Source organism: Sulfobacillus thermotolerans (assembly GCF_039623705.1).
Classification (GTDB): domain Bacteria; phylum Bacillota; class Sulfobacillia; order Sulfobacillales; family Sulfobacillaceae; genus Sulfobacillus; species Sulfobacillus thermotolerans.
In genome coordinates this window covers 724,706-748,637 of sequence record NZ_CP133983.1, presented here as the reverse complement: position 1 = coordinate 748,637, position 23,932 = coordinate 724,706, and the positions used below count along the sequence as shown (strand labels likewise).

The following is a 23,932-nucleotide window of genomic DNA, read 5'->3' as shown; positions in this document are numbered from 1 at the left end:
CCGCGGTGACTACCGTCCCTAATAATTTAGGGGCGTTTTTTGTTTTGCGTGATAAAAATAAACCCCATAATCTTAAGGAGGAATCCCCAATGATGTATCCACCACAAATTCTTTTACCAGGCCCCACCCCTGTCCCCCCTAGTGTTAACCTCGCCATGCAACAAGCTATGTCAGATCACCGTGGCGCGGTCTTTACACGGGTCAAGAATCATGTCACCGCGCAGCTTCAAGACCTCTTTAAGGTCGGAGTAGATGGAGGCGTCGCGGTAATACCAACCACCGGCACGGGTGCGTTGGAAACCGCTGTCCAAAACTTTTTTAATCCCGGCGACCGTGTCATTGGCGTGAGCACAGGCGCCTTTGGTGAACGCTTTGTCGATATCGCCGAGAAAATGGGCGTCGAGGTGCGTCATATCCGCGTGCCCTATGGGCAAGCGTTTGACCCCCAGCATGTTATCGAAACGCTTGACGAAGAACACCACATCAAAGGGATCCTCGTGACGCATAATGAAACCTCGACGGGCGTGTTGAATCCCGTGACACAATTAGCCGAACTGCTCAAACACCACCCCAATCGCCCGTTATTAATTGTCGATAGCATCAGTGGTGTGCCATCGGTGCCCCTGACGATTGAGCAAGACGATGTGGACGTCATTGTCGCCGCCTCTCAAAAAGGCTTTATGTGCCCTCCCGGTCTCGGCATCTTAGCGCTCTCAGCTCGGGCTCGTGAGCACGTGTTAAAAGACCGGCCGGGTCGGCTATTCTTTGACCTGCAACCATATTTGGCCGGGCAATTCCCCTACACTCCCGCCGTCTCATTGTGGAACGGCCTCGAAGAGGCCCTTAATCTGCTCGAACAAGAAGGCGTCGAGGCCCGTCTCGCGCGGCACCGCCTTATGGCGCAGATGACCCATGCTTTTGGTGCGGCCGCTGGCATGGAGCCCGCCGTAGACCCCGCAGTCGCGTCTCCCACCGTGACAGCACTGCACGTTGCAGAAGGCTTTGAGCCTCAAGAATTCCGGAATCAGACAGCCGTATTAGGTCTACAAATCGCCGGTGGCATGGGTCCATGGCATCATGAAATGGTGCGTATCGGCCACGTAGGCGCACTGATGCCCAATCAATTGTTTGAGGGACTCAGCACCCTAGCCCATCTTCTCCCCCGCGGTCTTGACGGGGTGCAGGCAGCTTGGAAAGTATGGCACGACAATCTGGCCATTCAAAAGGAGGCGTACCGATAATGACGAGGCCCCGCATCTTAATTACCGAAACCCTTGGTCAAGAAGGCATTGATCTCCTGCGCGAAGTAGCCGATGTCGATGCCTATGACCTGCTCCCCAAAGAACAGCTTCCCGAAATCATCGGCAACTATGATGCCGTGATTGTGCGCAGTGCACATCGCCTCCCCCGTGAGACCCTAATCGGTCATCCTCGGCTCAAAGTCGTCGCACGGGCAGGTTCGGGTGTCGACAACGTGGATCTAAAGACTTGCACTGAACTGGGCATTGCCGTCATCAATGCCCCAGGCGCTAACGCGGTAGCGGCCGCCGAACAGGCCTTCGCACACATGCTTGCCATCTTGCGCAACGTCCACCTCGGTGATGCTCATGTTCGCAGCGGGGAGTGGAGCCGAAAGAAATTTCTAGGAGGCGAGCTCCATGAAAGGCGTTTAGGCATTATCGGATTTGGAAAGGTTGGCCGTGAAGCCGCTCGCATTGCCAATGGTTTCCGCATGAAGGTGTATGCCTATGACCCCTTTGTCGCCGATGAGATTTTTCAAGCACACAATGTTACCCGTATGGAAACCCTCGAAGAGCTTCTGCCGGTCTCCGATATCCTGACCTTGCATACCCCGAAGTCAGGACCTCAAATCGGCCTTGACTTGTTGTCCACTCTTCCCGCTGGCGCTATTGTCATCAATGTGGCGCGCGGTGGAATGATTGATGAAGAAGCCTTAGCGACCTTAATGGACACCGGTCACCTGCTTGGCGTCGGGTTGGATGTGTTCAGCCAAGAGCCGCCGCCCGCCGATTTTCCTCTATTCCGTCATCCCCGGGCGGTGTTAACGCCCCACCTTGGAGGCAGCACGCATGAAGCCATGACTGGCGTGGCCGTGATGACAGCGCAAGGGGTTATCGCCGCCTTGCAAGGGTTAACCCCCCCCAATATCGTCAATGTGCCTGTGCCTCCCTTAACCCCCGATGAGTTCGGCATGCTTGATGAGGGAGCTCGCATTGTCGGCCGCATTTTTGCCCAAATGCATCGCACCTTGCATGCGCCTATTGTTTTGAGCTTAAAAGGCCCTATTCCCAAGAATGCGTTGCCATGGCTCAAGCAAACGGTTTTGGCCGCAATTTTAAACGAACAGCTAGCCGACCGTGTGAACGCTGTCAACGCACTCGTCAAAGCTGAAGAACAAGGTCTCAAACTGCTCGTCGAAGAACGCGACGCAAACGCATTGCCGACGTTGGCACTCCGGCTCGAGGGCCATCCTGAAACCACGACCGAAGTGTCTTTAGAAAATCACGTACCCCGTCTGCGGCGCATTAATGGGGTGGCTGTTGATCTGCCATGGCCAGACATTGCCCTAATGACGGTGCATGACGATGCGCCCGGCGTAGTCGGCAAAGTAGGCACCCTAGTCGGTCAGTACGGCATCAATATCGGTAATTTGCATTTGGGCCGGCAGGAGAATAATCACCAAGCCCTGATGATTTTATCGCTTGACCAGACGGTCCCCGATGACCTGGTCCGGGATTTAAATCAAATTACCGATATCCACCACGTATTTGTCTTCTAGGCGCGGTTTTTAACCGATAGGCAAGCATGCCCAGCCACCCAAAAGCGCCACGGATAGAGGGCAGCCTCCTCGGCATAATTCACATTGATGCGCGGACCCGTTGCCAGCTGATTGTCTGGCAACGGGTCCTGATCGTGATACAGGCGCAAAGCCGAATGAGCCAGATGCCATCCGTATTGTCTTTTGGTAATTCCCATAGCTTGGGCCAATTTACCAGGTCCGTTGGTGAGCTCACAAAGACCTTTCCGCGGCCAAGCCAATCTGCGGCGCTGCGCCATCAGCTCTAATCCCTCCAATGGCTCCAACGCCCGAATTAAAATCGCCTCAGGCGCGCCATGCGGCCCCGACACGACGTTTAAGCAATAGTGCATGCCATAAATGAAGTAGACATACGCATGCCCCGCGTCTTCGTACATAATGCGAGTGCGCTCGGTCATCCGTCCGCCATAGCTGTGCGCCGCTTTATCCCACGGCCCTTGATACATTTCGACTTCGACAATGCGTCCAGCCGTTAGGCCTTCGGGTGTGTCATGCACCAAAACCGTTCCTAATAACGCCTTCGCTAACACGTTTGTGGGCTGTAAAAAGAATGAGACATCCACTGGTCCTCGCCAAGGAAAGGGCATCATGCGCCTCCAACGTCCATTTCATCTTCAATTCATTGTAATGACTTGCCCAAAACCATGCCAAATATTGCAACGCCAATCACAAAAAATCGTCGTGCTGCCAGCACCGCCTTACCTGTTACAATCAAAATAAGGAGGCGTTTTTTCACATGCCCAAAATGGGAACAGCGATGTCACCGCTACACGGTGGGCATTGTCCCCCTTGGTTATTCCAGAAAATGACCCGGCTTAGTGCCGCGATCATCGAAGCTGTCGCCTACGAATTTGGTACGGCCGAAGCCTTGCGGCGCATGGCAGATCCCGTTTGGTTTCAAGCCTTTGGCAGCGTTATCGGGTTTGACTGGCACTCATCGGGCCTCACGACCGTCGGCCTTGGAGCGCTCAAGGAAGGGCTCGCCGCCAAACAACATGACCTGGGACTGTTTGTTGTTGGGGGAAAAGGTAAAGCGTCGCGCAACACGCCCCAGGAAATTGAGCAGATTGGGGATGCGTTAGGCCTCCCCACTACGATTCATCCATTAACCGATGTAAGCCGCATGGTGGCGAAAGTCGATAATGCGCTTGTGCAAGATGGATATCAACTCTATCATCATGTCATGCTATTTGATAAGACGGGCCAATGGACTGTCATCCAACAAGGCATGAACGCCGACAATCAAACGGCCCGCCGTTACCATTGGCTCAGTCAAACCGTCACGGCCTACACAGTGGAGCCGCATCATGGCATTGTGGGGCGAAGCCTGCCATACGTGCTGGACTTGACTGACCGCCATAACCAGGAGATACAAGGGCATTGCGTCGAATTGACGCAGCATCCCGAAGAGGTGTTATTGGCACTGCGCGAGTTGCGCCGGGAACAAGGACAGGCCGAATTGGTCATGCCTGCCCATCACGACATTCCGTCTGCGTCATACCTCAACAAAATTTTGTACCAAATTTATGACCACGCACCGCACAATTACGAAGATCTTCTCCGTATCCCTGGCGTCGGCGCCAGTACCATGCGCGCATTAGCCATGGTCTCCGAGGTCGTTTTCGGATCGCCCCTCACCTATCACGATCCCGTGCGCTACAGTTTTGCGCATGGCGGGAAAGACGGTATTCCCTTCCCCGTAGATCGCCATGACTATGAGACATCGCTGGCCGTACTCGAACAAGCCATTTCTCGCGCAAAAGTCGAGGATCGAACGAAAATGGACAGCTTGCGCCGTCTCGCCCGGCTAGACATTTTAAATACCCCTGAATCGTAAAATTCGCTGGCTTGTGCTATGATTCGCCGTGTATTATTCCCTAGCATCCGCCCGTCGAATGTGCTAGGCAAGGTTGTTATGTTAAAGGAGCGATAAATTTGCGCATTTTAGTGACTGGTGGCTCAGGTTTTATCGGGCACGCTCTAGTAGCCCGCCTTATGGCGATGGGGATGGACGTGGTCGTTGCGGATTTGGTCCCATCCCGACACCCTAACGTGCAACAAGTCGTAGGGGACCTTCTTGACCGCACTATTCTCGAACAAAGTTTAACCCCAGGGACGGACGCCGTGATCCATTTGGCTGGGTTTACCTCCGTGCTAAAGTCCATCCCCATTCCATATCAAGTCTATGAAACAAACCTAAAGATGACGGCCGACTTGCTAGAGCGTTCCCGTCAACTTGGCGTCAAGAATTTCGTATTTGCCTCGTCCAATGCCGTGGTTGGCAATGTAGGCTCTCGCCTCATCAATGAGGACATGCCTTTGCAGCCCCTAACACCCTATGGGGCCACCAAAGCTGCCTCGGAAATGCTCATCTCGGCTTACACGGCTTCCTACGGTATTTACGGGTGTGCCGTACGTTTGACCAATGTTTATGGGACCGGGATGATGCACAAAGACAGTATGATCCCACGCCTCATGCGCGCAGCGCTGGGACAAACCCCCGTGCATATCTATGGAGATGGTGAGCAAGTACGCGACTATATTTACTTAGGCGACGTGGTTGAGGTCTTTGTCAACGCCCTAACCAAGAATATTACAGGCCCGTTGACGACGGGCTTTGGCCGTTCCGTCAGCGTCAACACCTTGTGTGAACTGGCCTCTGAAGCCGTCGGACGACCTATTGAGGTCGACCACATTGCCGCGATGCCTGGCGAAATGCCCGCGGTAATCGTCAATACTGCTCGTCTCAAAAGCTTAGGCATGGCACCTCAAGTAGACTTACCTGAGGGCCTCAAAGCCGTGTGGGAAGACTTCCAAACCTTTTCGTAATCGAGACTATGCGTCATATCATCGTACGTGACATGTTGCGGCGGCGTGTAGCCCATAGCGTAAGAGCGCCTAGCACGACCACCGCAATGCCCACGCCAGAACCCCATAGCCCTATACGAACACTGCGGGGCCGATACCGAAAGATGACTTGGTATCGGCCTTTTGGTATCGCCACGGCCTGAATCACTCCTTCGGGCTCTACACGCTCTGTTTTATCGAGATGGGGCCCCGTGATGGTCGCCGTCCAACCGGGCTGATACGCTTCACTACGGATTAACGTCGTCGCCCGCGGCGCAGACACTACGACAGTATCTTGAGCTTGAAGCGTTTGGTGAACGATTTCCGCCTTGCCTGGCCCTGTAAGCCACACCATGCCCTGAGTCTTTGTATTGCGGAACACCCCAAACGCCCCAATGGTACCCACAAATCGCCACTTGGGAAATGCTATCATATTCTGTAGAGGCCCCGTAATCCGGTAGGCCTTGCCCTCGGACGTTACAATCATGGCCCCATCAATCGGTCGATGACCAGGACTATGAATCGCCAGTCCGGCCATAGGTGTCGCTTGCCATGACAACGTGACGGTTTGCCCTGAGAACCGTACCTGCGGTGTCAGCCACTTTTCTTTATCAGACCCAGATACCAAAAGTCCCACTCGCCAACGTCCTTTTGACGCTGTTAAGGGCTTTACCATGTCCAAGTGCAGCGCCGTCACGTCAAGCGTTTTCCCAAAAAACCATGGCTTCTCGGCGGTTGCCAAGGGCTTTGCAACGTGTGTACGGGGATGCCATGATAAAGGTACCCTCTGAATAAACGACGACGGAACCGTAAACAACGTACTAACATTCAACTGATTGATAAGGGGCAGATTCAGAACCGTAGGCGAAAACGTCGCTTGCAAATGCGCTCCGGTCGCATTGTTATAACGGCTGGATACGAGTGACCCATAGCCCTGAAAACTGGGCAGCCCCGTTAAAATATTGAGGTCAGGCTGCCCAATAGCATCAACCTGCCGGTAGTCATTCAGGTCCGGATTATACAGAGCATAACGGGTCCTTACCGGAACTTCAGCCCGGGCTTTGGCCACGAGATATCCGGTCCCCGTGGCGACAGACGGTTTGGGTACATTGAGCCAATATTGTCCTGCATCATACAATCCCAAATCCACAGCGGTAAACAGAGCCAAAATCCCAATCCGCCAACGCTCGGGCACGCGCGGCAACCCTATTATCACAGCCACCGCGGCGGCGCCCAGCAATACGCTCACGATCAAATACGGCACCATGAAGGAAAAAAGGCGAGACGTCGCCTCCCACAAGCCCCACGCAAAAACACTGGCGAGTACCACCCCAAAGACTTTGGCCAGGCGTTGGCGGTCCGCCGCAAAAGCGGACATGGACCCGAAAAATTGAAAACTGGCGTGGGACCGCTGCGATAGATGAATAAAAGCCTCCCCAGGCACCCACTGGGCTGCCCCCAGCAATAAAGCAATGGCGGCGGCCACACCATATCCGGCCATCGTCGCTCCCTTGTAAGCCGTGCTGGTAACAAAAAACGCGGCCAAAATGGCAGAAAAAATTGCGCCATAAGCCATGGGTTCGGGGCTGCCCGCCAAAATGACAGCCCCCGCAAACACCCCTAACGCTAACACCCAGGCCCATTTCATCCGAGGCGTCGAGGCGTGGGCTATTTGATATAAGGCCACGGCCACCCAGGTCAACCATCCGACCCCTTGCAAGGTTTCGAGATGCACCATTTGGGCGGCCATAAACCCCCCGAACGCAAAAGCCCATGCCCCTAACAAACTGGCCCACACACTGCGACCGAGTACGCGCAAAAACGTGTAAAAGCCGGTGCTGGCGACCGCGTAACTAATGCCAATGGTCAACGTCCATGCCCAAGGTCCAGACAATAGCGCAAAAAGCCACGTCAAAGGATACGCTGCGCCTGCATTAAACCCCGCTAAAAGCGGCGTGCCACTCCAAATATATGGATCCCACAAAGGCAAATGCCCTTCGCGGAGGATTTTACCCACCAAAGTCCGCAAGGGATAGTTTTGAATGAGGTTGTCCCCATGTAGCGTCAAAAGTCCCGGCTCAAGACCGACGGCCACCAACATAGGAAACCCTACCAAGAACGCCAAAGCCCAAATGTCTTTACGGTCCCACTGCTGGGACCGAATGGGGCTTGATATCATATGGCGCGAAGCCAGCTTTTGAAAATGACACGCGCATAATGGTAAGCATAGGTCAAATTATGACCTTTTTTGGTATGACCCGATGTCCGTGGATACATAGACGCTGGACGCTCAATGACTCGGTAATTTTTACGCATGGATAAAATGAGCAGTTCGGCCGCATGGTACTGATCTTCGCTTAACGACAAATCTTTAAGCACTTGCGCTTTAATGGCCCGAAATCCATTGGACGAGTCCGTAATCTTTTGCTTAATCAATATGCCGATGAGCCAGTTAAACCAATAAACTCCCAACACGCGAATCATATCATCTGTTACATAATTACCCATACGGCGTGAGCCTTGCACGTAATCGGCTTCGTCATTTAACACGGGTTCGACTAAGTCGCGCATTTCTTCGGGATCATACTGCCCGTCGGCATCGAGAGTCACGATATATTGCGCGCCATGTTCAATAGCCAGGTGATAGCCCACCCGCAACGCTGCACCCTGCCCCCGATTGACCCGTACATAAGACGCAAAATCATTTAACTTTGGCATTCCTGTGGATCATACCCACAGCAGGACGCAAGCGCGCTAGCATATAAATGCCGCCTAGACCTGAGACGTAAAGAAGATTTAGCACATGAAACGCTAGCGCTAAAACTATAGACTCTTTCAGCGGCGTTCCCACGAGCGTTAATGCTAACATCCACCACGCTTCGGTGGTGCCAAATCCCGCCACGCCCTGCAAAGGAAAGACCATGAACAAAGAAAAAAACATCATGGCAGCTCCAATATGGAAAAACCCTACAGAATACCCCAAACCATGGGCAATCACTTGATAAAACAACGTGCTCGATATCTTCATGCCGATCGTGATTAAAGACAAGACCACCATGTCAATCCACGATAAGCGCGTCATCACCGCTTGAGCGCGAAACGTCGCGGTGATGACTTTCCCCATCCAGTGCGGCAAATGACGCTGTTCCACTCGTTGGATCATGCGTTCCCCGTTAACCAACCGGATCAAAAGAATCACCGCAAGCATGGCGATGGCCCCTACAATAAGAGAGAACCGAACGGTTGTCCAACCATGTTGGGGCAACAGCCACAGGCTAAAGACGAAGGCGAGAATAACCGACCATCCCACGTCAAATAGCCGTCCACCCACCGCCAGCCCTAGGCTGGCGCTTCCTGGCACTCCATAGGGCTTCAAATAGAGCGGCAACAGAAGTTCCCCCACGCCCCCGGGAAACACGCTACACGTCATGGAATAAGCGGCGGTGGGCCCAAACCACTGGTACGGTCGCGCCGCCACCTCTTGGGCTGTGGCCTGCAAAGACCCTGCCATCCTGGAAAAACGCAACGTACGCAATTCGACAAACACGATCTGGCATCCAAGCGCCCACAGGAGCACCGGCCAGGACAGACGGTCCCATGCTGCCTCAATGGCATGCACAGGAATTTTGTGAAAGAACAGCACCACAGCCATTCCTGTCAACAAGAGCACAATCAGCGCCCCCAACCATTTGGAACGGCTGATCCGCACGCCTTGCTGCTTCCATGCCTGCATGCTGTTCCTCCTTTACCCTAATGTCCAATAAGGCTCAAATCCCTTGCCGATCGCACTATCCCTATCATATCTGATTCCTGCGAAAGCAAGCTGAAGCATAGCTGAACTTTCAATTTCCACAATCCAAAGGACATCGTTTGGAAGCGACAACCGAATTTTTTCTCCCAAAAACCCAAAATCAAGCCATAAATTCCCCGCTCATAGTGTACCCAACCATACATCCCAAGGTCCTCCACCCGCCTTGCTCACGTTGGCATACTGCAATCATGACGTATCCATTTACGCAAACATTTTTTAGGAAACAGGTTATAATACACTCATAGCGGCGGCACGCCCGTTGTATTCTTTCAGTTGGGAGGGATACCCAATGTGGCCATCAATTCCACAAGCATTAAATAGTCATGCCACGGTTCCCATTATAATTGTGGCAGTCGTTGTGGTCACTCTTGTCTTTGCTGTCTTCGGGAAATGGTTTCTGCGAATTACTGGATTAAGCCAGGACGAGCAACAGTAATTGCCGTCCTGGTTTCTCTTTCCCTTGGCATTGCTTCACGAACAGTGTATATTTTTCTGAACACCTCGGTGCAATAATGGGTGTTTCGACGATGTAGCAGTCGTCTTAATACTTGGTACTGCCTATGATAGGCCGTCCGTTACCTGCCTCGTTTTTACTCTATGCTCCTCCACAGTGTGGAGAGGTTATCAATAACAAAGAAGGTGATTTCGCTGCCTCCAAAAACATTATTCGAAAAAATCTGGGAAGATCACGTTGTCATGCAAGAGCCGGGTCAACCTGCATTACTCTATATTGACCTGCACTTAGTTCACGAAGTAACCTCACCACAGGCCTTTGAAGGTCTGCGAATGCATCACCGCACGGTAAGACGGCCTGACAAAACCTTTGCGGTCATGGACCACAATGTTCCCACCACGGACCGTTCCGTGCCGGTGGCTGATCCCATTGCACGTCGGCAGATGGACTTATTGGAACAAAACTGCGTGGAAGCTGGGATTCGACTATTTAATTTACACCACCCCGATCAAGGCATCGTGCATATTATTGGACCCGAGCAAGGGTTAACGCAACCAGGTATGACGATTGTGTGCGGCGACAGCCATACTGCCACGCACGGGGCCTTTGGCGCCTTAGCTTTTGGCATTGGAACGAGCGAAGTCGAGCATGTCTTAGCAACACAATGCTTGGTACAAGCGCGTCCAAAAACCATGGCCGTGCACTTTTCGGGAAAACGCCCCTTTGGGGTGACGCCGAAAGACATGATTATGGCTCTTATCGGGCAAATCGGCACGTCTGGCGCCACTGGCTACGTCATTGAATACACAGGTGACGCGGTCCATGAACTCAGCATGGAAGAGCGCATGACGTTATGCAATATGTCTATTGAAGCAGGCGCACGAGCCGGTATGGTTTCCCCCGATGCCACAACGATCAACTACTTAAAGGGTCGCCCCTATGCACCCCAAGGCGAAGCCTTTGATGCGGCCGCGGCCCGTTGGCTGAGCTACGCTACGGATCCCGGGGCTTCTTATGATCGTACGGTGACCGTGGAACTGGACAACCTCATTCCTTTGGTGACGTGGGGGACAAGTCCCGGCATGGTGCTCCGTATTGACGAAACCATTCCCGATCCCAACACGTTTGTCAATCCGACAGAGCGCGAATCCGCTCAGTATGCACTGGAATATATGGGTCTGACACCCGGCACGCCCATCACAGATGTTGCCATTGACCGCGTCTTTATTGGCTCGTGCACCAATGGCCGATTAGAGGACTTGCAACGGGCTGCCGAAGTGGTCAAAGGCCGACACGTTCATCCCCATGTACGCGCCATGGTCGTGCCTGGTTCAGGACAAGTCAAACGGCAAGCCGAACAGCTTGGACTTGATGTCATTTTCAAGGAAGCGGGATTCGAATGGCGAGAACCCGGTTGCAGTATGTGCCTGGGCATGAATCCAGACATTCTCGAACCCGGCGAACGCTGCGCCTCCACCTCTAACCGCAACTTTGAAGGACGCCAAGGCAAAGGCGGGCGAACTCATTTGGTCAGTCCCGAAATGGCCGCCGCCGCAGCGTTATTTGGCCACTTTGTGGATGTCCGCACGGTATCTAAAGAGGAGGCATCGCTATGACCCCATTACGCCAACATCGCGGTTTGGTCGCCCCCCTGCATCGGGCCAACGTTGATACGGATCAGATTATTCCCAAGCAATTTCTCAAACGGGTCGAACGCACAGGCTTTGGCGAATTTCTGTTTTTCGACTGGCGTTACCTAGAGGGCCAACCCAATCCGGATTTTGTGCTAAATCGTCCTCAATATGCAGGTGCTAGCATTTTGATTTCCGGTAGCAACTTTGGGTGCGGCTCGTCGCGGGAGCATGCTCCGTGGGCTCTAGCGGATTACGGTTTCCGCGTGATTATCGCGTCCTCCTTTGCGGACATTTTCTATAACAACTGTTTCAAAAACGGCATGTTGCCGCTCATTCTGGCCGAAGACGCGGTTACGCACTTAATGGCGCAAGCCGAAAAGGCGGAACCATTTTACCTTACGGTCGATGTCGAAAACCTAGAAATCCGGACGGATCAAGGAGAAACCTATGCATTTTCTCTTGATCCGTATCTCCAGCAAACCTTGGTCGAAGGATTAGATGATATCGGCCGCACGTTACAGCATGAAGACCTCATTGCTCAATACGAAGTACAACATGGCTAATAAAAGCAGGACCTCCCCCTAAAGGAGGTCCTGCTTCTTCCCTCGTAAAAAAGACCTTTACATGGCTTGCTCGTCTAGCGGTGCTGCAGGTATAACGTCCCGTCCCAGATACAACGCAAGCAAAATCGCCGCAGACCCCAAATAAAACGATCCTGTCATAGGCTCAGGCGTAATCCAAGCCGATAGCACCACGCCCAACACCGGCTGTATATAAAGAAATAACGCCATAATCGCCATAGGAATCCGAGATGCGGTCAACATCCATAGAAAATACGCCACTGCGGTGCCCAACACCGCCAAATACAAAGCCGCCCACAAAGGGGGTCCACTCCAGTGATGGGGCACCTGTGCTCCGGTGGCTAACCACAGCGGAACCGTTCCTAAGAATCCACCGGCAAACGTTGCTGCTGTGGCCTGTTGTGGCGAAAGCATACGACTCAGCGATGAAGAATACACGTTATAGATGGCAAAACACCCCAGAGCGGCCACCAGTAATCCATCACCCATCCCGTAGCCTTGAACTCCTGGGCGAGGAAAGCCGGCCACGGCCCACGCCCCCACAGCCGCCAAAGCCAACGCCCATTTGCGTGCCTTGGGTAGCCGTTCTTTCAAAAGCAGACTGGCCATTAATGCCGTCAACAAGGGTTCTAACGCGATCGAAATCGCGGCCATCGCGGGTGTAGACGCCCTTAATCCTTGCGTCTGCAGCACAAGCGGCAAAGAAAACCCAATGACCCCAAGCCCTAAGGTTCGCACAATCTTAGACGCGGTCCACGGGCGTCCTCTGAAAAGAAAAGGCGCAAACACCAAGGCCCCTGCCAAGAGTCGAAACATCGTAAGAAATGTGGCACTCGCCGCAGTTAAGGCCAGTCCTGTCGCTGGGTAGGTTCCCGCCCATATCAGATTCATCGCCAGCAACGATAATAAGTCTGGATACTGCTGCGTACGCAAGAGGTGAGCGCGCATTCCTCTTTCCCCCGGAATTCGACTTTAAGCCACGACGAGTCGAAGACCCGCAAAGGCCAACACTAGCAACACCATAATCTGAAACTTCTTAGCATCAATCCGGAAGTGCAAAATATTGCCCCCCACTAACCCTAAAGCTACGGCCGGCAGAAGCCAAGCGGAGGTCACAACGGTTTGGGCACTCAAGAGTCCTAAAGCAAAGTATAACGAGCCACGCACCACCGTGTCAGTCACTGCGATGAATTGAAAGGTTGCTCGAAATGCTCGCTTATCCATATGCCGCATTTGAAAATAAGCCACAATCGAGGGACCGCCTCCACCGTAGAGACTACCAATTACGCCTCCTAAAAATCCCAAGGGCGCCCCCCACTGCCGCGGGGCTTGCGGTAACCGTTCCGGGCGCGTGAGCGCCGCGTACAGCACATACAAAAGGATAAACACCCCGAGCAACAACGTCACACTCTGAGCCGATTCGGCTTTTAAAATCCACGCCCCTACGACTAGTCCAAGAATGGTAAAAGGCCACAACCAAGGGATTTCCTTCCACCGAATTTCCTTAAAATCGTAGGAACCAAGCGCCAACGACGCGACCCCATCCAATAGAAAAACGACCGGCACCACCTGTTTAATCGGCAGAAAAAAAATCAACAACGATACCGAAATCAGGCCGGAACCGAACCCTAACATGCCTCGAATGCCGAAGGCTGCCAGGACAATCAGAAAGGCCCACAGGTAAGGGTTGGCCGCAAAGTAACCAAAATGCATTAGAACCCTCCCATGTCTTTCAAACACGCTTAGTAAAGATGATGAAATTTTACGCGACCAGCGAATATCTGACAAGTTGACCGAGCACCCTAAAAGCTCTACCATAACCAAAAGTTTACTTTCGCATAGAAAACAGTCATTAGCCAGAATAGCATTGGACCAGTATAGTAAGAACCGAACAAGGGCGCTGTAGAGCACTGCGTCTTGGAAGATTTTTCGAGGCGAGGATATTTTCTGGGGTTCGGGTTATCCTCACAAAGGGTAAGAAGGAGATGGAAATCATGGCGGCTCGCGTGCACCATACATCATGGCAGGACTTTTATGGACCGAATGCTGGCTATATTATTGAGCTGTATGAAAATTATCTACGCAATCCAGAATCTGTTGACCAGGCGACGCGCAATCTTTTTGCGGAATGGGGTCCGCCACCTATGGATTTGGCTGAACCCGATGCCGTGGTGGAAGGGGTAGATGAGGAAACTCTCCACATCATCCGGCAAGGTACGGAATTAGCCCGTAATATTCGCGACCTGGGCCACTTGCAAGCGCACTTAAATCCGTTAGACACCTCCGTGGCCAGCTCTCCTTTGTTGCAGTTGGAAACCTATGGACTCACGGCGGAAAAACTGCAGCGCATTCCGGCACAAAGTCTGTGGCCTACATGTGGACCCGAACTGCGCACAGGATGGGATGTGATTCAATACTTATTTTCTCTTTATACAGGTACATTAGCCTATGAATTCAGCCATGTGCATAATCCAGAAGAACGACAATGGCTGGACAACTACGTGGACTCCAACCAAGTGCGCCCTCACCTTTCGGCCGTTGAAAAGCGCGCATTATTGCGGCGCCTCATCGCGGTAGACCAATTTGAGAAATTCTTACATCATACATTCCCCGGTCAAAAGCGATTTTCTATTGAAGGCACCGATGCGATGGTCCCGATGTTGGATCAACTAATTCACTTGTCCGCATCGACAACCGCCATTCGCAATGTTGTCATCGGCATGGCCCACCGGGGTCGTCTGAACGTTTTAGCCCATATTCTAGGCAAGCCCTATGCTGATATATTTGCAGAGTTTCATAGTGCGCCCAACAAAGACCTCGTCCCCTCCGCGGGATCATCAGGCATCAATTTTGGCTGGACCGGTGATGTGAAATACCATCTGGGTGCACGTAAGGTCATGCAAGAATCGAACATGGTGGAAATGCATCTAACGCTCGCAGACAATCCCAGCCATTTAGAGTTTGTTGACCCTGTGGTAGAAGGCATGGCCCGAGCGGTTCAAGATTCTCGCGAACAGCCAGGACTGCCCGTTCAAAACCCTGACAACGCGTTAGCCGTACTCATTCACGGTGACGCCTCTTTCCCCGGAGAAGGAGTCGTCTCAGAAACCTTAAACTTATCCCGGCTGGCCGCCTACAACACGGGGGGCACAGTGCACATTATCGCGAATAACGTCATGGGATTTACCACAGAACCCGATCAAGGACGCAGTACGTTATATGCCAGCGACCTTGCCAAAGGCTTTGAAATCCCCATTGTCCATGTCAATGCGGATGACGCTGAAGCGTGTCTCGGCGTGACAAAAATGGCGCACCTTTACCGACAGAAGTTTCATAAAGACTTTTTGATTGACCTCGTCGGGTATCGTCGATGGGGTCACAATGAGGGTGATGATCCCAGTGTGACGCAGCCATTGCTCTATGAAGCGGTTCAAGCGCATCCTGTGCCCGCGGAAGTCTATGCGCAACAACTTGAACGCGAAGGCGTTGTCACCCATCAAGCTGTTGAACAAATTATTGAAGCCATCCAAGAGGAATTTCGTTCGACATACCAAGCCCTGACACGGGGAGAAGCCGTGCTCACGAAACGAGGGGTAATGCCCGAAGATCCCATTAACCCAGAGCCAGCCCCGGTGTCTGAGGAATTGCTCAAATCGATCAATCAGGCCTTGTTGCAACGCCCGGCCGGGTTCCATGTCTACCCTAAATTGGACCGTATTTTAGCCAAACGCCAAGAAGCCTTTACCGCTCCACAAGGTGTCGATTGGGCCCTGGCGGAAACTTTGGCGATGGCTACAATCTTGGCCGAGGGGACGCCTATCCGCTTTACCGGGCAAGATTCTGAACGTGGCACCTTCAGTCAACGGCACTTAGTGCTACATGATGTAAAAACCGGGGAAAAGTATTGCCCTCTTGATCATTTGCCCCAAGCACAGGCATCGTTTCTCATTTCGAATAGCCCGTTGTCGGAAACCGCTGTGCTAGGGTTCGAATACGGCTACAGCACGCAAGCCTCTGAAACGATGGTATTTTGGGAAGCCCAGTACGGAGACTTCGCCAATGTCGCTCAAGTGCTCTTTGACCAATTTATCGGACCGGGACGTTCTAAGTGGTTGCAAACCTCGTCGTTGATTATGCTCTTACCCCATGGGTATGAAGGCATGGGGCCTGAACATTCCAGCGCCCGTCTTGAACGCTTTTTGCAACTCTCAGCGGACGAGAATTGGCGGGTAACGATTCCAACATCTGCGGCCCAGTATTTCCACTTGCTGCGCTCTCAAGCCGCTTGGATTGGTAAGCGTCCTCGTCCACTGGTCGTTATGGCACCTAAGAGTTTGCTGCGCAATCCTCAAGCAGCTTCAGCCGCTGCGGAACTGACGCACGGGTCGTTTAAAGCCTTATGGGCCATGCCGGTCGCCAATCCTGCAGAGATCACGCGCCTTGTGCTTAGCTCTGGTAAAATTGGGATTGAAGTACGGCAAGCGGCCCAAGAGGTGGAGGGAGGCACACCATGGTTAGCCATGGCCCGTTTAGAACAACTGTACCCCTTCCCGGCGGCCGAACTCTCGGATTTAGTGGCGTCCTTGCCAAATCTTAAAGAAATCTACTGGGTGCAAGAAGAGCCGCAAAACATGGGGGCATGGACCTATGTGGCCACGACCGCCGCACCGTCTTTGCATGGCCTGTCGTTGACCTATGTCGGTCGGCCAGCTCATTCTGCGCCAGCGGAAGGTTATGCGCAACGCCATGCTGCGGAGCAACACCGTATTATTCAAGAAGCGATAAGCCGTTAGGAGGAAGACTCATGACACAGATTACGGTGCCGGAAGTCGGAGAATCCGTCACAGAAGCCACAGTGGGCGAATGGTTAAAAAAACCGGGGGACATCATCAAAGCCGGTGATGCCGTCGTAGAACTTGAAACGGATAAAGTCAATCTAGAAATCACCGCTAATGAAGATGGTGTGCTCGCCGAAATTCTCAAACCCAGCGGTGATACCGTAGTTGTGGGCGACATCTTGGCTACGGTCGCCCCCGCAGGAAGCCAGCCTGCTGCACCAGCCCCGAAACCTGAGCCGACCCCAGAGGCTCCCGTAGCGTCCGCCCCAGCTCCTGCCTCTACCCCAGTCCGCGCCACGCCCGACGTGCGGCGCCTGGCCGATGAAAAGGGCATCGACATCAACGAGGTACCTACCAGTGGCAATAAGGGACGAGTCACCCATAGTGACGTCGAATCTTACGTTCAAGCCCAAACAATGCGGACAGCCCCCACGCCCGCTACGGAAAAGCCGTTTGTGGCGCCGACTCCGTCGACGGACACGGAATTAGTCGAAGACCGGCGCACCGAGCGCATCAAAATGTCACGGCGCCGCATCACGATTGCCAATCGATTAGTCAGTGCGCAACATACAGCGGCCATGCTGACGACGTTCAACGAAGTTGACATGAGCCGGATTTTGGATATTCGCCAAAGGCATCGCGATGCCTTTGAAAAGCGACATGGCATACGCCTTGGCTTCATGTCCTTTTTCACCAAAGCCTCCATCGGCGCGCTGAAGGCCTTTCCGCGTTTGAACGCGGAAATTGATGGCGAGGACATGCTTATCAAGCATTATTACGATATCGGCGTGGCCGTATCAACGGACAATGGGCTCGTGGTCCCCGTGGTCCGCAATGCTGATGAGCTCAACTTCGCCGCGCTAGAAAAAGAAATCGCCGCACTAGCCACGAAAGCTCGTGAAAACAAATTATCCATCGCCGACCTGCAAGGGGGAACGTTTACCATTACCAACGGCGGAACGTTTGGTTCGTTGTTGTCGACTCCCATTCTGAACGCACCCCAAGTCGCTATCCTCGGTATGCATAAAATTGAAGAGCGGCCGGTCGTCGTCAACAAAGAAATCGTCATTCGCCCCATGATGTACCTCGCCTTGTCCTATGACCACCGTATTGTAGATGGCAGCGAGGCCGTACGCTTCTTAGCCTTAATTAAGGAATTACTCGAGGATCCAGAGTCTTTGTTGCTTGAAGGTTAAATAATCCTTCATTACGAGGCCATCTATCCAGCCCGTGCCATGATTGGCACGGGCTTTTGTATCACTGCCGCATTTATTTGATTACGTCAACTATTTTGGAAGAAAGACAGCAATCGACACAATAGACGCCGCGTTTAGCGTATGATGTCGTGGGAAGATTCATGCCACCTATGTCCATGGAAGGAGATCGGAAAGATCTTGTCGTCGAACCCAGCACCGGTCCAGCACACGCCCTTACCCCGTTCTGTCGTCCGGCTCATTATTGCACAAACTTTTTCGATTTTTGGAGACGATTTTACTGAAGTCGCCATAGCGATTTTTGCTCTCGACGTCTCTCGTCATAATCCGGCGGCCCTTGGTCTGGTGTTATCCATGGTCTTTTGGCCAGGCGTTATCTGGAGCGGCGTCGTAGCCGGGTTTATCGACCGTTTGAACAAAAGGATGGTACTCATCGCTGGGGATCTTCTGCGGGCTATTTTAGTCTTGAGCATCCCTCTCATTCATTCTCTGTCATGGGCTACGGTCGCGATGTTTCTCATGTATTCGCTAGCCACGTTCTATCGTCCGGTCATCCGATCCGTGCAACCGTCCCTCGCCGGGAATCCTGACACCAACGACCGTGCCAATGCCCAAATGGAATTGTGGTCATCGACGGCTCAAGTTGTCTCATACATTGCCGCGGGATTTCTCATTTTAAAATTTGGCGTCACGTTTGGATTTGGAGTCGATGCGCTGACCTTTATGATTTCCGCCGTGGCGATTTACTCCATTCAGACCAGCCCCTCGTTTTGGGCTCCCACGACAAAAAATCAGCGTGGGACCTTTCTCCGGAGTATTGTTGAGGCCATCCAATATTACCGCAGTGCACCCACTTTGATGATTTTAACCGCCATCTCTATTGTCGCCATGATGGCGTTAGGCGGCGCAAATGTGCTCACAGCGCCTGCCATGCGATCCTTATGGCATCAGCCGACCGCCCATTACTCGTGGGCACTTGTCGCTATTGCGTTCGGCGCTATGCTCGGAAGCCGAGGCCTTCAGCGTTGGCTCCGCCCCGAGAATTACCGGCGCCTGATGCTTATCGGTTTTGCGGGAATGGCCCTGACCATGTTCGCCGTCTCTCATGTTCACGAGATTATCCTCGCCTTGTCGATTCTCTTTGTGAGTGGATTGTTGAATGTCTTTTTCAACGGTTCCATTATCACCTGGATTCAGCGCACCACACCTGAGGCCATGCGGCCGCGCGTCTTGACCCTACGGGGTCTCATTTTAGGCGTGGGAGGTGGCATCGGCGCCTTTGGCGCCGGACTAATTGCCAAAACCTTTGGGTTAGTTCCCGCCTTTACGGTCATAGGAGTTCTACTTCTTCTAGGAGTCATAGGCGCTTTACGGTTAAAATCCATTCCCCAGTAAAGGCGCCTGAGTCGTCTGGTTTCAATGCACAATACGTATAAAAGGGCCCGGCCGTTGGCCGGGCCCTTTTACGTCATATGTCAATGACTGCCCTTTGCAGATTATGCCGGTTCGGTCGTGTAATCCGCTTCTTTGGTTTCATCGCGGCCATTTGACACATGCATGGCATTGAAAATCAGTGTCAACACGAATGTGAGTACGATATTGACAATGATAGCCCAGATACCCGCATAGCCCAAGATAACGGAATGGCCAAGATGCAACGGATATAAGGAGGTTTTAAAGGATTCGGCTGCCGCCATGCCTGTGCCCACGACCATACCCGCCAGCCATCCCAGGAATAGCGCCCAGCGATGGAACCAACGCGTATACAATCCAAACATAATCGCTGGCACCGTCTGCAAAATCCAAATGCCTCCAAGAGTCTGAAAGTAAATCGCATACTGCAAGGGAATTACGACAATAAAGAACAACGCCCCAATAATCACGATTAGGCCCACAATCTTCGCAACTTGCGCTTCGCGGTTAGGCCCATTGGCAGCCGCAAAGTATTCCCGGTAAATATTACGGGTAAACAAGTTCGCAGCTGCAATCGCCATGATAGCGGCAGGGACTAGGGCTCCAATCGCAATCGCGCCAAATGCAAAGCCTGCAAACCATGTCGGGAGCGTCTTTAAGAACAACAACGGCACGACCAAACTCGTATCCGTCGTATGAATTCCCGCAGCAATGGCCATATACCCCAAAAGGGCAATGAACGTCAGCGCCAAGGAATAAAGTGGCAATAACGCGGCGTTACGCTGAATGGTACGACCGCTTTTGGCCCCTAATGTGCCTGTCACGGCGTGCGGGTAAAGCAACAGGGCAAAGGCCGAACCCAAAGCCAAGGTCGCAAACGCACTAAATAACTTCGGCGACAAAATCACGCTGCCTTTAGGTGGTAACGCTTGCGCCGCCACGTGGAAAATATGCCCATAACCCCCGAGTTGCATGGGAATGGCAATACAAGCGACAATGACCGTCACGTAAATCAGCAAGTCTTTAAGAATAGCGGTCAATGCTGGAGCCCGCAATCCACTGGTATATGTGTACGCCGCCAAAATAAGAAATGCCACAATCAACGGGAGGTCCTTCATGATGCCGTGCCCGGATAGGCCCATCGCCGCCAAAACAGCTTGAATACCGGTTAACTGCAGCGCAATGTATGGCATCGTGGCTAAAATCCCTGTAATCGCCACCGCCAACGCTAAGAGCGAACTATCAAAGCGTCCGCGTACAAAATCAGCCGCCGTCACGTAGTCGCGCTGTTTTGAAACACGCCACAAACGCGGCATGATAATGTACATAATCGGAAACACCACAATCGTGTAAGGCACAGCAAAAAAACCAAACGCTCCTGCTCCATACACTAAAGCTGGAACAGCAATAAAGGTATACGCCGTGTATAAATCTCCACCCAGTAAAAACCACGTCACGAACGTCCCAAAGCGACGTCCCGCTAATCCCCACTCTTCAATGAGGTCCAAGTCGCCACGGTGCCAGCGGCCCGCATAAAAGCCTAGGACGGTCACTAAAATGAACAAGATAAGAAAAACAATAAATGCCGACCAGTACATGGGACGCTCCTTTCTCTTATGTCTGTGCTATCGATTGTCAATGAAATAGACGATTCCGCTTAACAGCGAAACCAAGAAGATCCAAAGGATAAGATACCAATACATAAAAGGAAACCCCGCCAGTGTTGGCCGATAGGACGCAAAAAATGGCGGCCACAAGGTCGCAATAAACGGAATGACAAACAGCCAATACCACCCGGTTTTCGGACGTACTTGCATACCCTCACCCCCTTTCCTTTTATAACGGTGAGAGAATTGTGCCACTAAAGAGAATAAGCGTCAATGTGTGGAATTGCGACAACCGCAATTTTTTACTAAGGACAAGTTTTAGGCATATACTACAACACGTGAACCAACCAAAACGCCCCCATTCCCGCCACAATACTTAGGGCTAAGGAGCGAAATCTCCATGCGAAAATCACCGTCATCGCCATAGCAATCGGCACAGCCCCCATCAACGACCTCATGGGAAACGCCCATAATGCCGATAACAAAAGCGCCATCACCACCGCTGGAGCAAAAGCTCTGACAAATGCGTCTAACGACCGCAATACGGGAGATTGTTGGGCATGCGCACGAATCGCCCATAGCCACGGCACCACGCGCTCTGCCCATGTTCCCAAAGCCGCCAAGGTTACCACAACGGCCAATGTCATGATTCTTCTCCCTGCTTCCTCTCCCAAGAACCGTAGACGGTCACCACACTAGCCGCACTGCCCGCCGCTAAGGGAACAGCCAGACTGCCCATTTGACTTATGCGCATTCCCCCATAGAAAACACTTGTCAAAACGACGACGGCAATGGCCATACGGTCCCATTGACCAGGCAACGGTGTAATCCAATGCCATAAAATAGCAATAAATAAGGCGGGCAACACAAATGCCAAAGCCTCAGAAGCGGACGGAACCTGACGCAGTATCACTGTCCCAAACAACACGCCCGCCATCGTGCCTGTCAACCATGCACCATACGCCATCGCGGTGACTTGCCCATAATGCGCCAATGATGCCTGCTTATAACGCACCAAAGCGGCGAATACCTCATCGGTCAATCCCCATCCTGTCAACAGCGGAAAAATCTTACGCGCTAACGATTGCCTCATGGTCAATGCCGGACCATAGACCGCGTGGCGCATATTGATAAGCCAGACCGTCCCCACATCAAGCCATAGCGGGGCATGCCCTGCCCATAACCCTGCCAAAGCAAATTGACTCGTTCCTGCGTAAATGAATGCCGACATCGCCAGAATTCCCCACGTGGGTATACCAAAGTGACGAGCCGCCATGCCAAACGCCATGGACGCGGGCAGATACCCTAAAACAATGGCAAGCCCTTCCGGAAGGGCTTGCGATGTGCTTGGCCTTCGATCCAAAGTCTTCAATTAAGCACCTCCCCTGCGCGCAAACACCACAACATAAGATCCCGCTCCCCATTCTGTGTGGCTTATCATACCCTCAACGAGTCGATGCCGAATTAACTGAAATCCCGCATGCGATGCCATTTCTATAAGACGCGGCCCGTCAAGCCGCTTGGGTGTTGTAACCCACTGCTTCATAAACGTGCGAGATGTCAGCACATCGTTCCAACGCCAGGCCTGGACAAAGGCCTCTAACGCCTGCCGCATTAGATCATTATCGACAACTTTCTCCTTATCCCATTGACTGAGGCGCCTTGACGCGGCGTAAAGCACGGATTCGCGAACATAGCCGCGTCGTCCTTGGTAAGGATTAAGAACTGTCACGCGCACAATAAGGCGACCTTTGGGCGCCAACGCCTCTGCCAATACGTGAAAGGCGGCCTCTGTTGGCTCAAAATCCCTCACAAGAATCCACGGTACGTCTCGCACAGTATTCAAATCCGGATCCTGAACCGTGTTGACCCGCAGCCCAGGGCCCAAAATTTCTTGAGTTTCTTCTTCTAATATCGACTCTTTTTGATTGTCCACCCATCGTCCTAAAGGCAGCACATAGTAATGCAGCAGACCGTCTTCATGAGTCGACACCACAAATGTCTGACACCGCTCATTGCTCCGGTTATCGGCCCTTATCGCATCAAGTAGGTCCCCCTCGATATCCCCCTCATAGACGTCAGGAGCATTGTGACATCGGTGTCGCGCTTGTTCCCATTGCAGCCCCAAAGGCGACGCGGGATAGAACACAAACACGACTAAGGCACAGTCCTCGTACAGTGGACGATAAAAGTGCGGAACGTCTGCAGCAAACGATGTGCTTTGCCCTCGCTCTAACAGAAATCGGAAGTCTTCCGAACCCACTTCAGCTCGTCCGCTAAGCACCACCACCGTTTCTCGCACCCCTCGCGGATGCGGCGCAGCATCCCGCGCAATTCCCGATCGCATATCCATGTGGTAGACTTCCGTCAACGGCGGACCGTAAACGGCCAGCAAGGTCGTAATGGTCCCTTCTTCAACGACCGCTCTTATCCCCTTGACCGGCTCATCCTCAATTAACGCACTAAATGGCACTCCAAGGGCGTTCGCTAATGCCCACAAGGTTTCTAACGTGGGATTCGCTAATCGACGTTCTAACTGCGAAACCGTCGCTTTGGCCACTCCCGCTCGTTTGGCTAATTCCGCACTGCTCCATTGCCGCGCGTGTCGCAACCTTTCGAGATTGTTTGCCACACTATCTAAAAAATTTTTTGTCTCCATGCGTTCATTATATCATCCTTGGATTAATTTATTAA

The 23,932-nt window shown here is 52.6% G+C and carries 21 protein-coding genes; 10 read left to right on the top strand and 11 right to left on the bottom strand.

From position 1 onward, the window contains the following. The first annotated feature begins 89 nt into the window (after positions 1 to 89). Both ORD20_RS03740 and serA read left to right on the top strand, forming a co-directional pair. Positions 90 to 1,241 carry a pyridoxal-phosphate-dependent aminotransferase family protein gene (locus ORD20_RS03740; RefSeq protein WP_103374154.1) on the top strand — a complete coding sequence of 384 codons (1,152 nt, stop codon included), beginning with the start codon at positions 90 to 92 and terminating at the stop codon, positions 1,239 to 1,241. Beyond that, on the top strand, positions 1,241 to 2,800 hold the full coding sequence (gene serA, locus ORD20_RS03735) for a phosphoglycerate dehydrogenase (RefSeq protein ID WP_103374155.1): 1,560 nt from the start codon (positions 1,241 to 1,243) through the stop codon (positions 2,798 to 2,800). The genes ORD20_RS03740 and serA overlap by 1 nt, the downstream gene beginning before the upstream one ends. Here the strand turns inward: serA and ORD20_RS03730 are convergent. Continuing rightward, on the bottom strand, positions 2,797 to 3,429 hold the full coding sequence (locus ORD20_RS03730; protein ID WP_369825225.1) for a DNA-3-methyladenine glycosylase: 633 nt from the start codon (positions 3,427 to 3,429) through the stop codon (positions 2,797 to 2,799). The two genes, serA and ORD20_RS03730, sit on opposite strands and share 4 nt — an antisense overlap. A gap of 146 nt (positions 3,430 to 3,575) precedes the next feature. On the opposite strand from ORD20_RS03730, the gene ORD20_RS03725 reads away from it, so the two are divergent. Both ORD20_RS03725 and ORD20_RS03720 read left to right on the top strand, forming a co-directional pair. After that, positions 3,576 to 4,676: a DUF763 domain-containing protein gene (locus tag ORD20_RS03725; RefSeq protein ID WP_103374157.1), complete on the top strand. Its 1,101-nt coding sequence runs from the start codon at positions 3,576 to 3,578 to the stop codon at positions 4,674 to 4,676. A gap of 98 nt (positions 4,677 to 4,774) precedes the next feature. Then, a complete protein-coding gene (locus tag ORD20_RS03720; RefSeq protein ID WP_207654601.1) occupies positions 4,775 to 5,668 on the top strand; it encodes an NAD-dependent epimerase/dehydratase family protein in 894 nt (297 codons plus the stop codon). Positions 5,669 to 5,681: 13 nt separating this feature from the next. Here the strand turns inward: ORD20_RS03720 and ORD20_RS03715 are convergent, their stop codons facing one another. Genes ORD20_RS03715 through ORD20_RS03705 form a run of 3 tightly spaced genes read right to left on the bottom strand, consistent with a single transcriptional unit; the run spans position 5,682 to position 9,419 of the window. After that, complete coding sequence (locus ORD20_RS03715) at positions 5,682 to 7,865, bottom strand: hypothetical protein (RefSeq protein ID WP_430626519.1); 2,184 nt, start codon at positions 7,863 to 7,865, stop codon at positions 5,682 to 5,684. Beyond that, positions 7,862 to 8,404, bottom strand: coding sequence for a glycosyltransferase family 2 protein (locus tag ORD20_RS03710; protein WP_430626518.1), 543 nt, complete (start codon positions 8,402 to 8,404; stop codon positions 7,862 to 7,864). Before ORD20_RS03710 ends, ORD20_RS03715 begins: the two co-directional genes overlap by 4 nt. After that, on the bottom strand, positions 8,388 to 9,419 hold the full coding sequence (locus ORD20_RS03705; protein ID WP_103374161.1) for a lysylphosphatidylglycerol synthase transmembrane domain-containing protein: 1,032 nt from the start codon (positions 9,417 to 9,419) through the stop codon (positions 8,388 to 8,390). Before ORD20_RS03705 ends, ORD20_RS03710 begins: the two co-directional genes overlap by 17 nt. A gap of 367 nt (positions 9,420 to 9,786) precedes the next feature. Here ORD20_RS03705 and ORD20_RS03700 point away from each other — a divergent pair, with 367 nt between their 5' ends. From ORD20_RS03700 to leuD, 3 genes are all read left to right on the top strand, one after another. Continuing rightward, positions 9,787 to 9,933 (top strand): hypothetical protein, encoded by a 147-nt coding sequence (locus ORD20_RS03700; protein WP_158246129.1) that lies wholly within the window; start codon positions 9,787 to 9,789, stop codon positions 9,931 to 9,933. Positions 9,934 to 10,094: 161 nt separating this feature from the next. Then, on the top strand, positions 10,095 to 11,567 hold the full coding sequence (gene leuC, locus ORD20_RS03695; protein WP_173677052.1) for a 3-isopropylmalate dehydratase large subunit: 1,473 nt from the start codon (positions 10,095 to 10,097) through the stop codon (positions 11,565 to 11,567). Next, positions 11,564 to 12,148, top strand: coding sequence for a 3-isopropylmalate dehydratase small subunit (leuD, locus tag ORD20_RS03690; RefSeq protein ID WP_103374163.1), 585 nt, complete (start codon positions 11,564 to 11,566; stop codon positions 12,146 to 12,148). The genes leuC and leuD overlap by 4 nt, the downstream gene beginning before the upstream one ends. Positions 12,149 to 12,205: 57 nt before the next feature. Here the strand turns inward: leuD and ORD20_RS03685 are convergent, their stop codons facing one another. Together ORD20_RS03685 and ORD20_RS03680 are read right to left on the bottom strand one after the other, a co-directional pair. After that, a complete protein-coding gene (locus tag ORD20_RS03685) occupies positions 12,206 to 13,114 on the bottom strand; it encodes a DMT family transporter (RefSeq protein ID WP_103374164.1) in 909 nt (302 codons plus the stop codon). A gap of 24 nt (positions 13,115 to 13,138) precedes the next feature. Beyond that, positions 13,139 to 13,879 carry a sulfite exporter TauE/SafE family protein gene (locus tag ORD20_RS03680; protein ID WP_103374165.1) on the bottom strand — a complete coding sequence of 247 codons (741 nt, stop codon included), beginning with the start codon at positions 13,877 to 13,879 and terminating at the stop codon, positions 13,139 to 13,141. Positions 13,880 to 14,160: 281 nt separating this feature from the next. Between ORD20_RS03680 and ORD20_RS03675 the strand changes: the two genes are divergently transcribed. The 3 genes from ORD20_RS03675 to ORD20_RS03665 all read left to right on the top strand — a co-directional run bounded on the left by ORD20_RS03675 (position 14,161) and on the right by ORD20_RS03665 (position 19,613). Continuing rightward, positions 14,161 to 16,959: a 2-oxoglutarate dehydrogenase E1 component gene (locus tag ORD20_RS03675; protein WP_242968234.1), complete on the top strand. Its 2,799-nt coding sequence runs from the start codon at positions 14,161 to 14,163 to the stop codon at positions 16,957 to 16,959. A gap of 11 nt (positions 16,960 to 16,970) precedes the next feature. Then, positions 16,971 to 18,200, top strand: a complete 1,230-nt coding sequence (odhB, locus tag ORD20_RS03670) for a 2-oxoglutarate dehydrogenase complex dihydrolipoyllysine-residue succinyltransferase (RefSeq protein WP_103374166.1) — start codon at positions 16,971 to 16,973, stop codon at positions 18,198 to 18,200. A 198-nt stretch (positions 18,201 to 18,398) separates the two neighbouring features. Next, positions 18,399 to 19,613, top strand: a complete 1,215-nt coding sequence (locus ORD20_RS03665; RefSeq protein WP_158246130.1) for an MFS transporter — start codon at positions 18,399 to 18,401, stop codon at positions 19,611 to 19,613. 101 nt (positions 19,614 to 19,714) lie between these two features. On the opposite strand, the gene mctP is transcribed toward ORD20_RS03665, so the two are convergent. The 5 genes from mctP to ORD20_RS03640 all read right to left on the bottom strand — a co-directional run bounded on the left by mctP (position 19,715) and on the right by ORD20_RS03640 (position 23,897). Beyond that, positions 19,715 to 21,229 (bottom strand): monocarboxylate uptake permease MctP, encoded by a 1,515-nt coding sequence (mctP, locus tag ORD20_RS03660; RefSeq protein ID WP_103374168.1) that lies wholly within the window; start codon positions 21,227 to 21,229, stop codon positions 19,715 to 19,717. A gap of 27 nt (positions 21,230 to 21,256) precedes the next feature. Continuing rightward, complete coding sequence (locus ORD20_RS03655) at positions 21,257 to 21,448, bottom strand: DUF3311 domain-containing protein (protein ID WP_103374169.1); 192 nt, start codon at positions 21,446 to 21,448, stop codon at positions 21,257 to 21,259. Between the two features lie 119 nt (positions 21,449 to 21,567). Further along, complete coding sequence (locus ORD20_RS03650) at positions 21,568 to 21,885, bottom strand: AzlD domain-containing protein (protein WP_103374170.1); 318 nt, start codon at positions 21,883 to 21,885, stop codon at positions 21,568 to 21,570. Further along, a complete protein-coding gene (locus ORD20_RS03645) occupies positions 21,882 to 22,610 on the bottom strand; it encodes an AzlC family ABC transporter permease (RefSeq protein ID WP_103374171.1) in 729 nt (242 codons plus the stop codon). The genes ORD20_RS03650 and ORD20_RS03645 overlap by 4 nt, the downstream gene beginning before the upstream one ends. Beyond that, positions 22,611 to 23,897 (bottom strand): helix-turn-helix domain-containing protein, encoded by a 1,287-nt coding sequence (locus ORD20_RS03640; RefSeq protein WP_103374172.1) that lies wholly within the window; start codon positions 23,895 to 23,897, stop codon positions 22,611 to 22,613. Between the last annotated feature and the right edge of the window lie 35 nt (positions 23,898 to 23,932).

Excerpts from the sequence above, each read along its gene's own strand:
- ORD20_RS03740 (WP_103374154.1), top strand. The coding sequence starts at position 90 with ATGATGTATCCACCACAAATTCTTTTACCAGGCCCCACCCCTGTCCCC.
- serA (WP_103374155.1), top strand. The coding sequence starts at position 1,241 with ATGACGAGGCCCCGCATCTTAATTACCGAAACCCTTGGTCAAGAAGGC.
- ORD20_RS03730 (WP_369825225.1), bottom strand. The coding sequence starts at position 3,429 with ATGATGCCCTTTCCTTGGCGAGGACCAGTGGATGTCTCATTCTTTTTA.
- ORD20_RS03725 (WP_103374157.1), top strand. The coding sequence starts at position 3,576 with ATGCCCAAAATGGGAACAGCGATGTCACCGCTACACGGTGGGCATTGT.
- ORD20_RS03715 (WP_430626519.1), bottom strand. The coding sequence starts at position 7,865 with ATGATATCAAGCCCCATTCGGTCCCAGCAGTGGGACCGTAAAGACATT.
- ORD20_RS03710 (WP_430626518.1), bottom strand. The coding sequence starts at position 8,404 with ATGCCAAAGTTAAATGATTTTGCGTCTTATGTACGGGTCAATCGGGGG.
- ORD20_RS03705 (WP_103374161.1), bottom strand. The coding sequence starts at position 9,419 with ATGCAGGCATGGAAGCAGCAAGGCGTGCGGATCAGCCGTTCCAAATGG.
- ORD20_RS03700 (WP_158246129.1), top strand. The coding sequence starts at position 9,787 with ATGTGGCCATCAATTCCACAAGCATTAAATAGTCATGCCACGGTTCCC.
- leuC (WP_173677052.1), top strand. The coding sequence starts at position 10,095 with ATGCTCCTCCACAGTGTGGAGAGGTTATCAATAACAAAGAAGGTGATT.
- leuD (WP_103374163.1), top strand. The coding sequence starts at position 11,564 with ATGACCCCATTACGCCAACATCGCGGTTTGGTCGCCCCCCTGCATCGG.
- ORD20_RS03685 (WP_103374164.1), bottom strand. The coding sequence starts at position 13,114 with ATGCGCGCTCACCTCTTGCGTACGCAGCAGTATCCAGACTTATTATCG.
- ORD20_RS03680 (WP_103374165.1), bottom strand. The coding sequence starts at position 13,879 with ATGCATTTTGGTTACTTTGCGGCCAACCCTTACCTGTGGGCCTTTCTG.
- ORD20_RS03675 (WP_242968234.1), top strand. The coding sequence starts at position 14,161 with ATGGCGGCTCGCGTGCACCATACATCATGGCAGGACTTTTATGGACCG.
- odhB (WP_103374166.1), top strand. The coding sequence starts at position 16,971 with ATGACACAGATTACGGTGCCGGAAGTCGGAGAATCCGTCACAGAAGCC.
- mctP (WP_103374168.1), bottom strand. The coding sequence starts at position 21,229 with ATGTACTGGTCGGCATTTATTGTTTTTCTTATCTTGTTCATTTTAGTG.
- ORD20_RS03655 (WP_103374169.1), bottom strand. The coding sequence starts at position 21,448 with ATGCAAGTACGTCCGAAAACCGGGTGGTATTGGCTGTTTGTCATTCCG.
- ORD20_RS03650 (WP_103374170.1), bottom strand. The coding sequence starts at position 21,885 with ATGACATTGGCCGTTGTGGTAACCTTGGCGGCTTTGGGAACATGGGCA.
- ORD20_RS03640 (WP_103374172.1), bottom strand. The coding sequence starts at position 23,897 with ATGGAGACAAAAAATTTTTTAGATAGTGTGGCAAACAATCTCGAAAGG.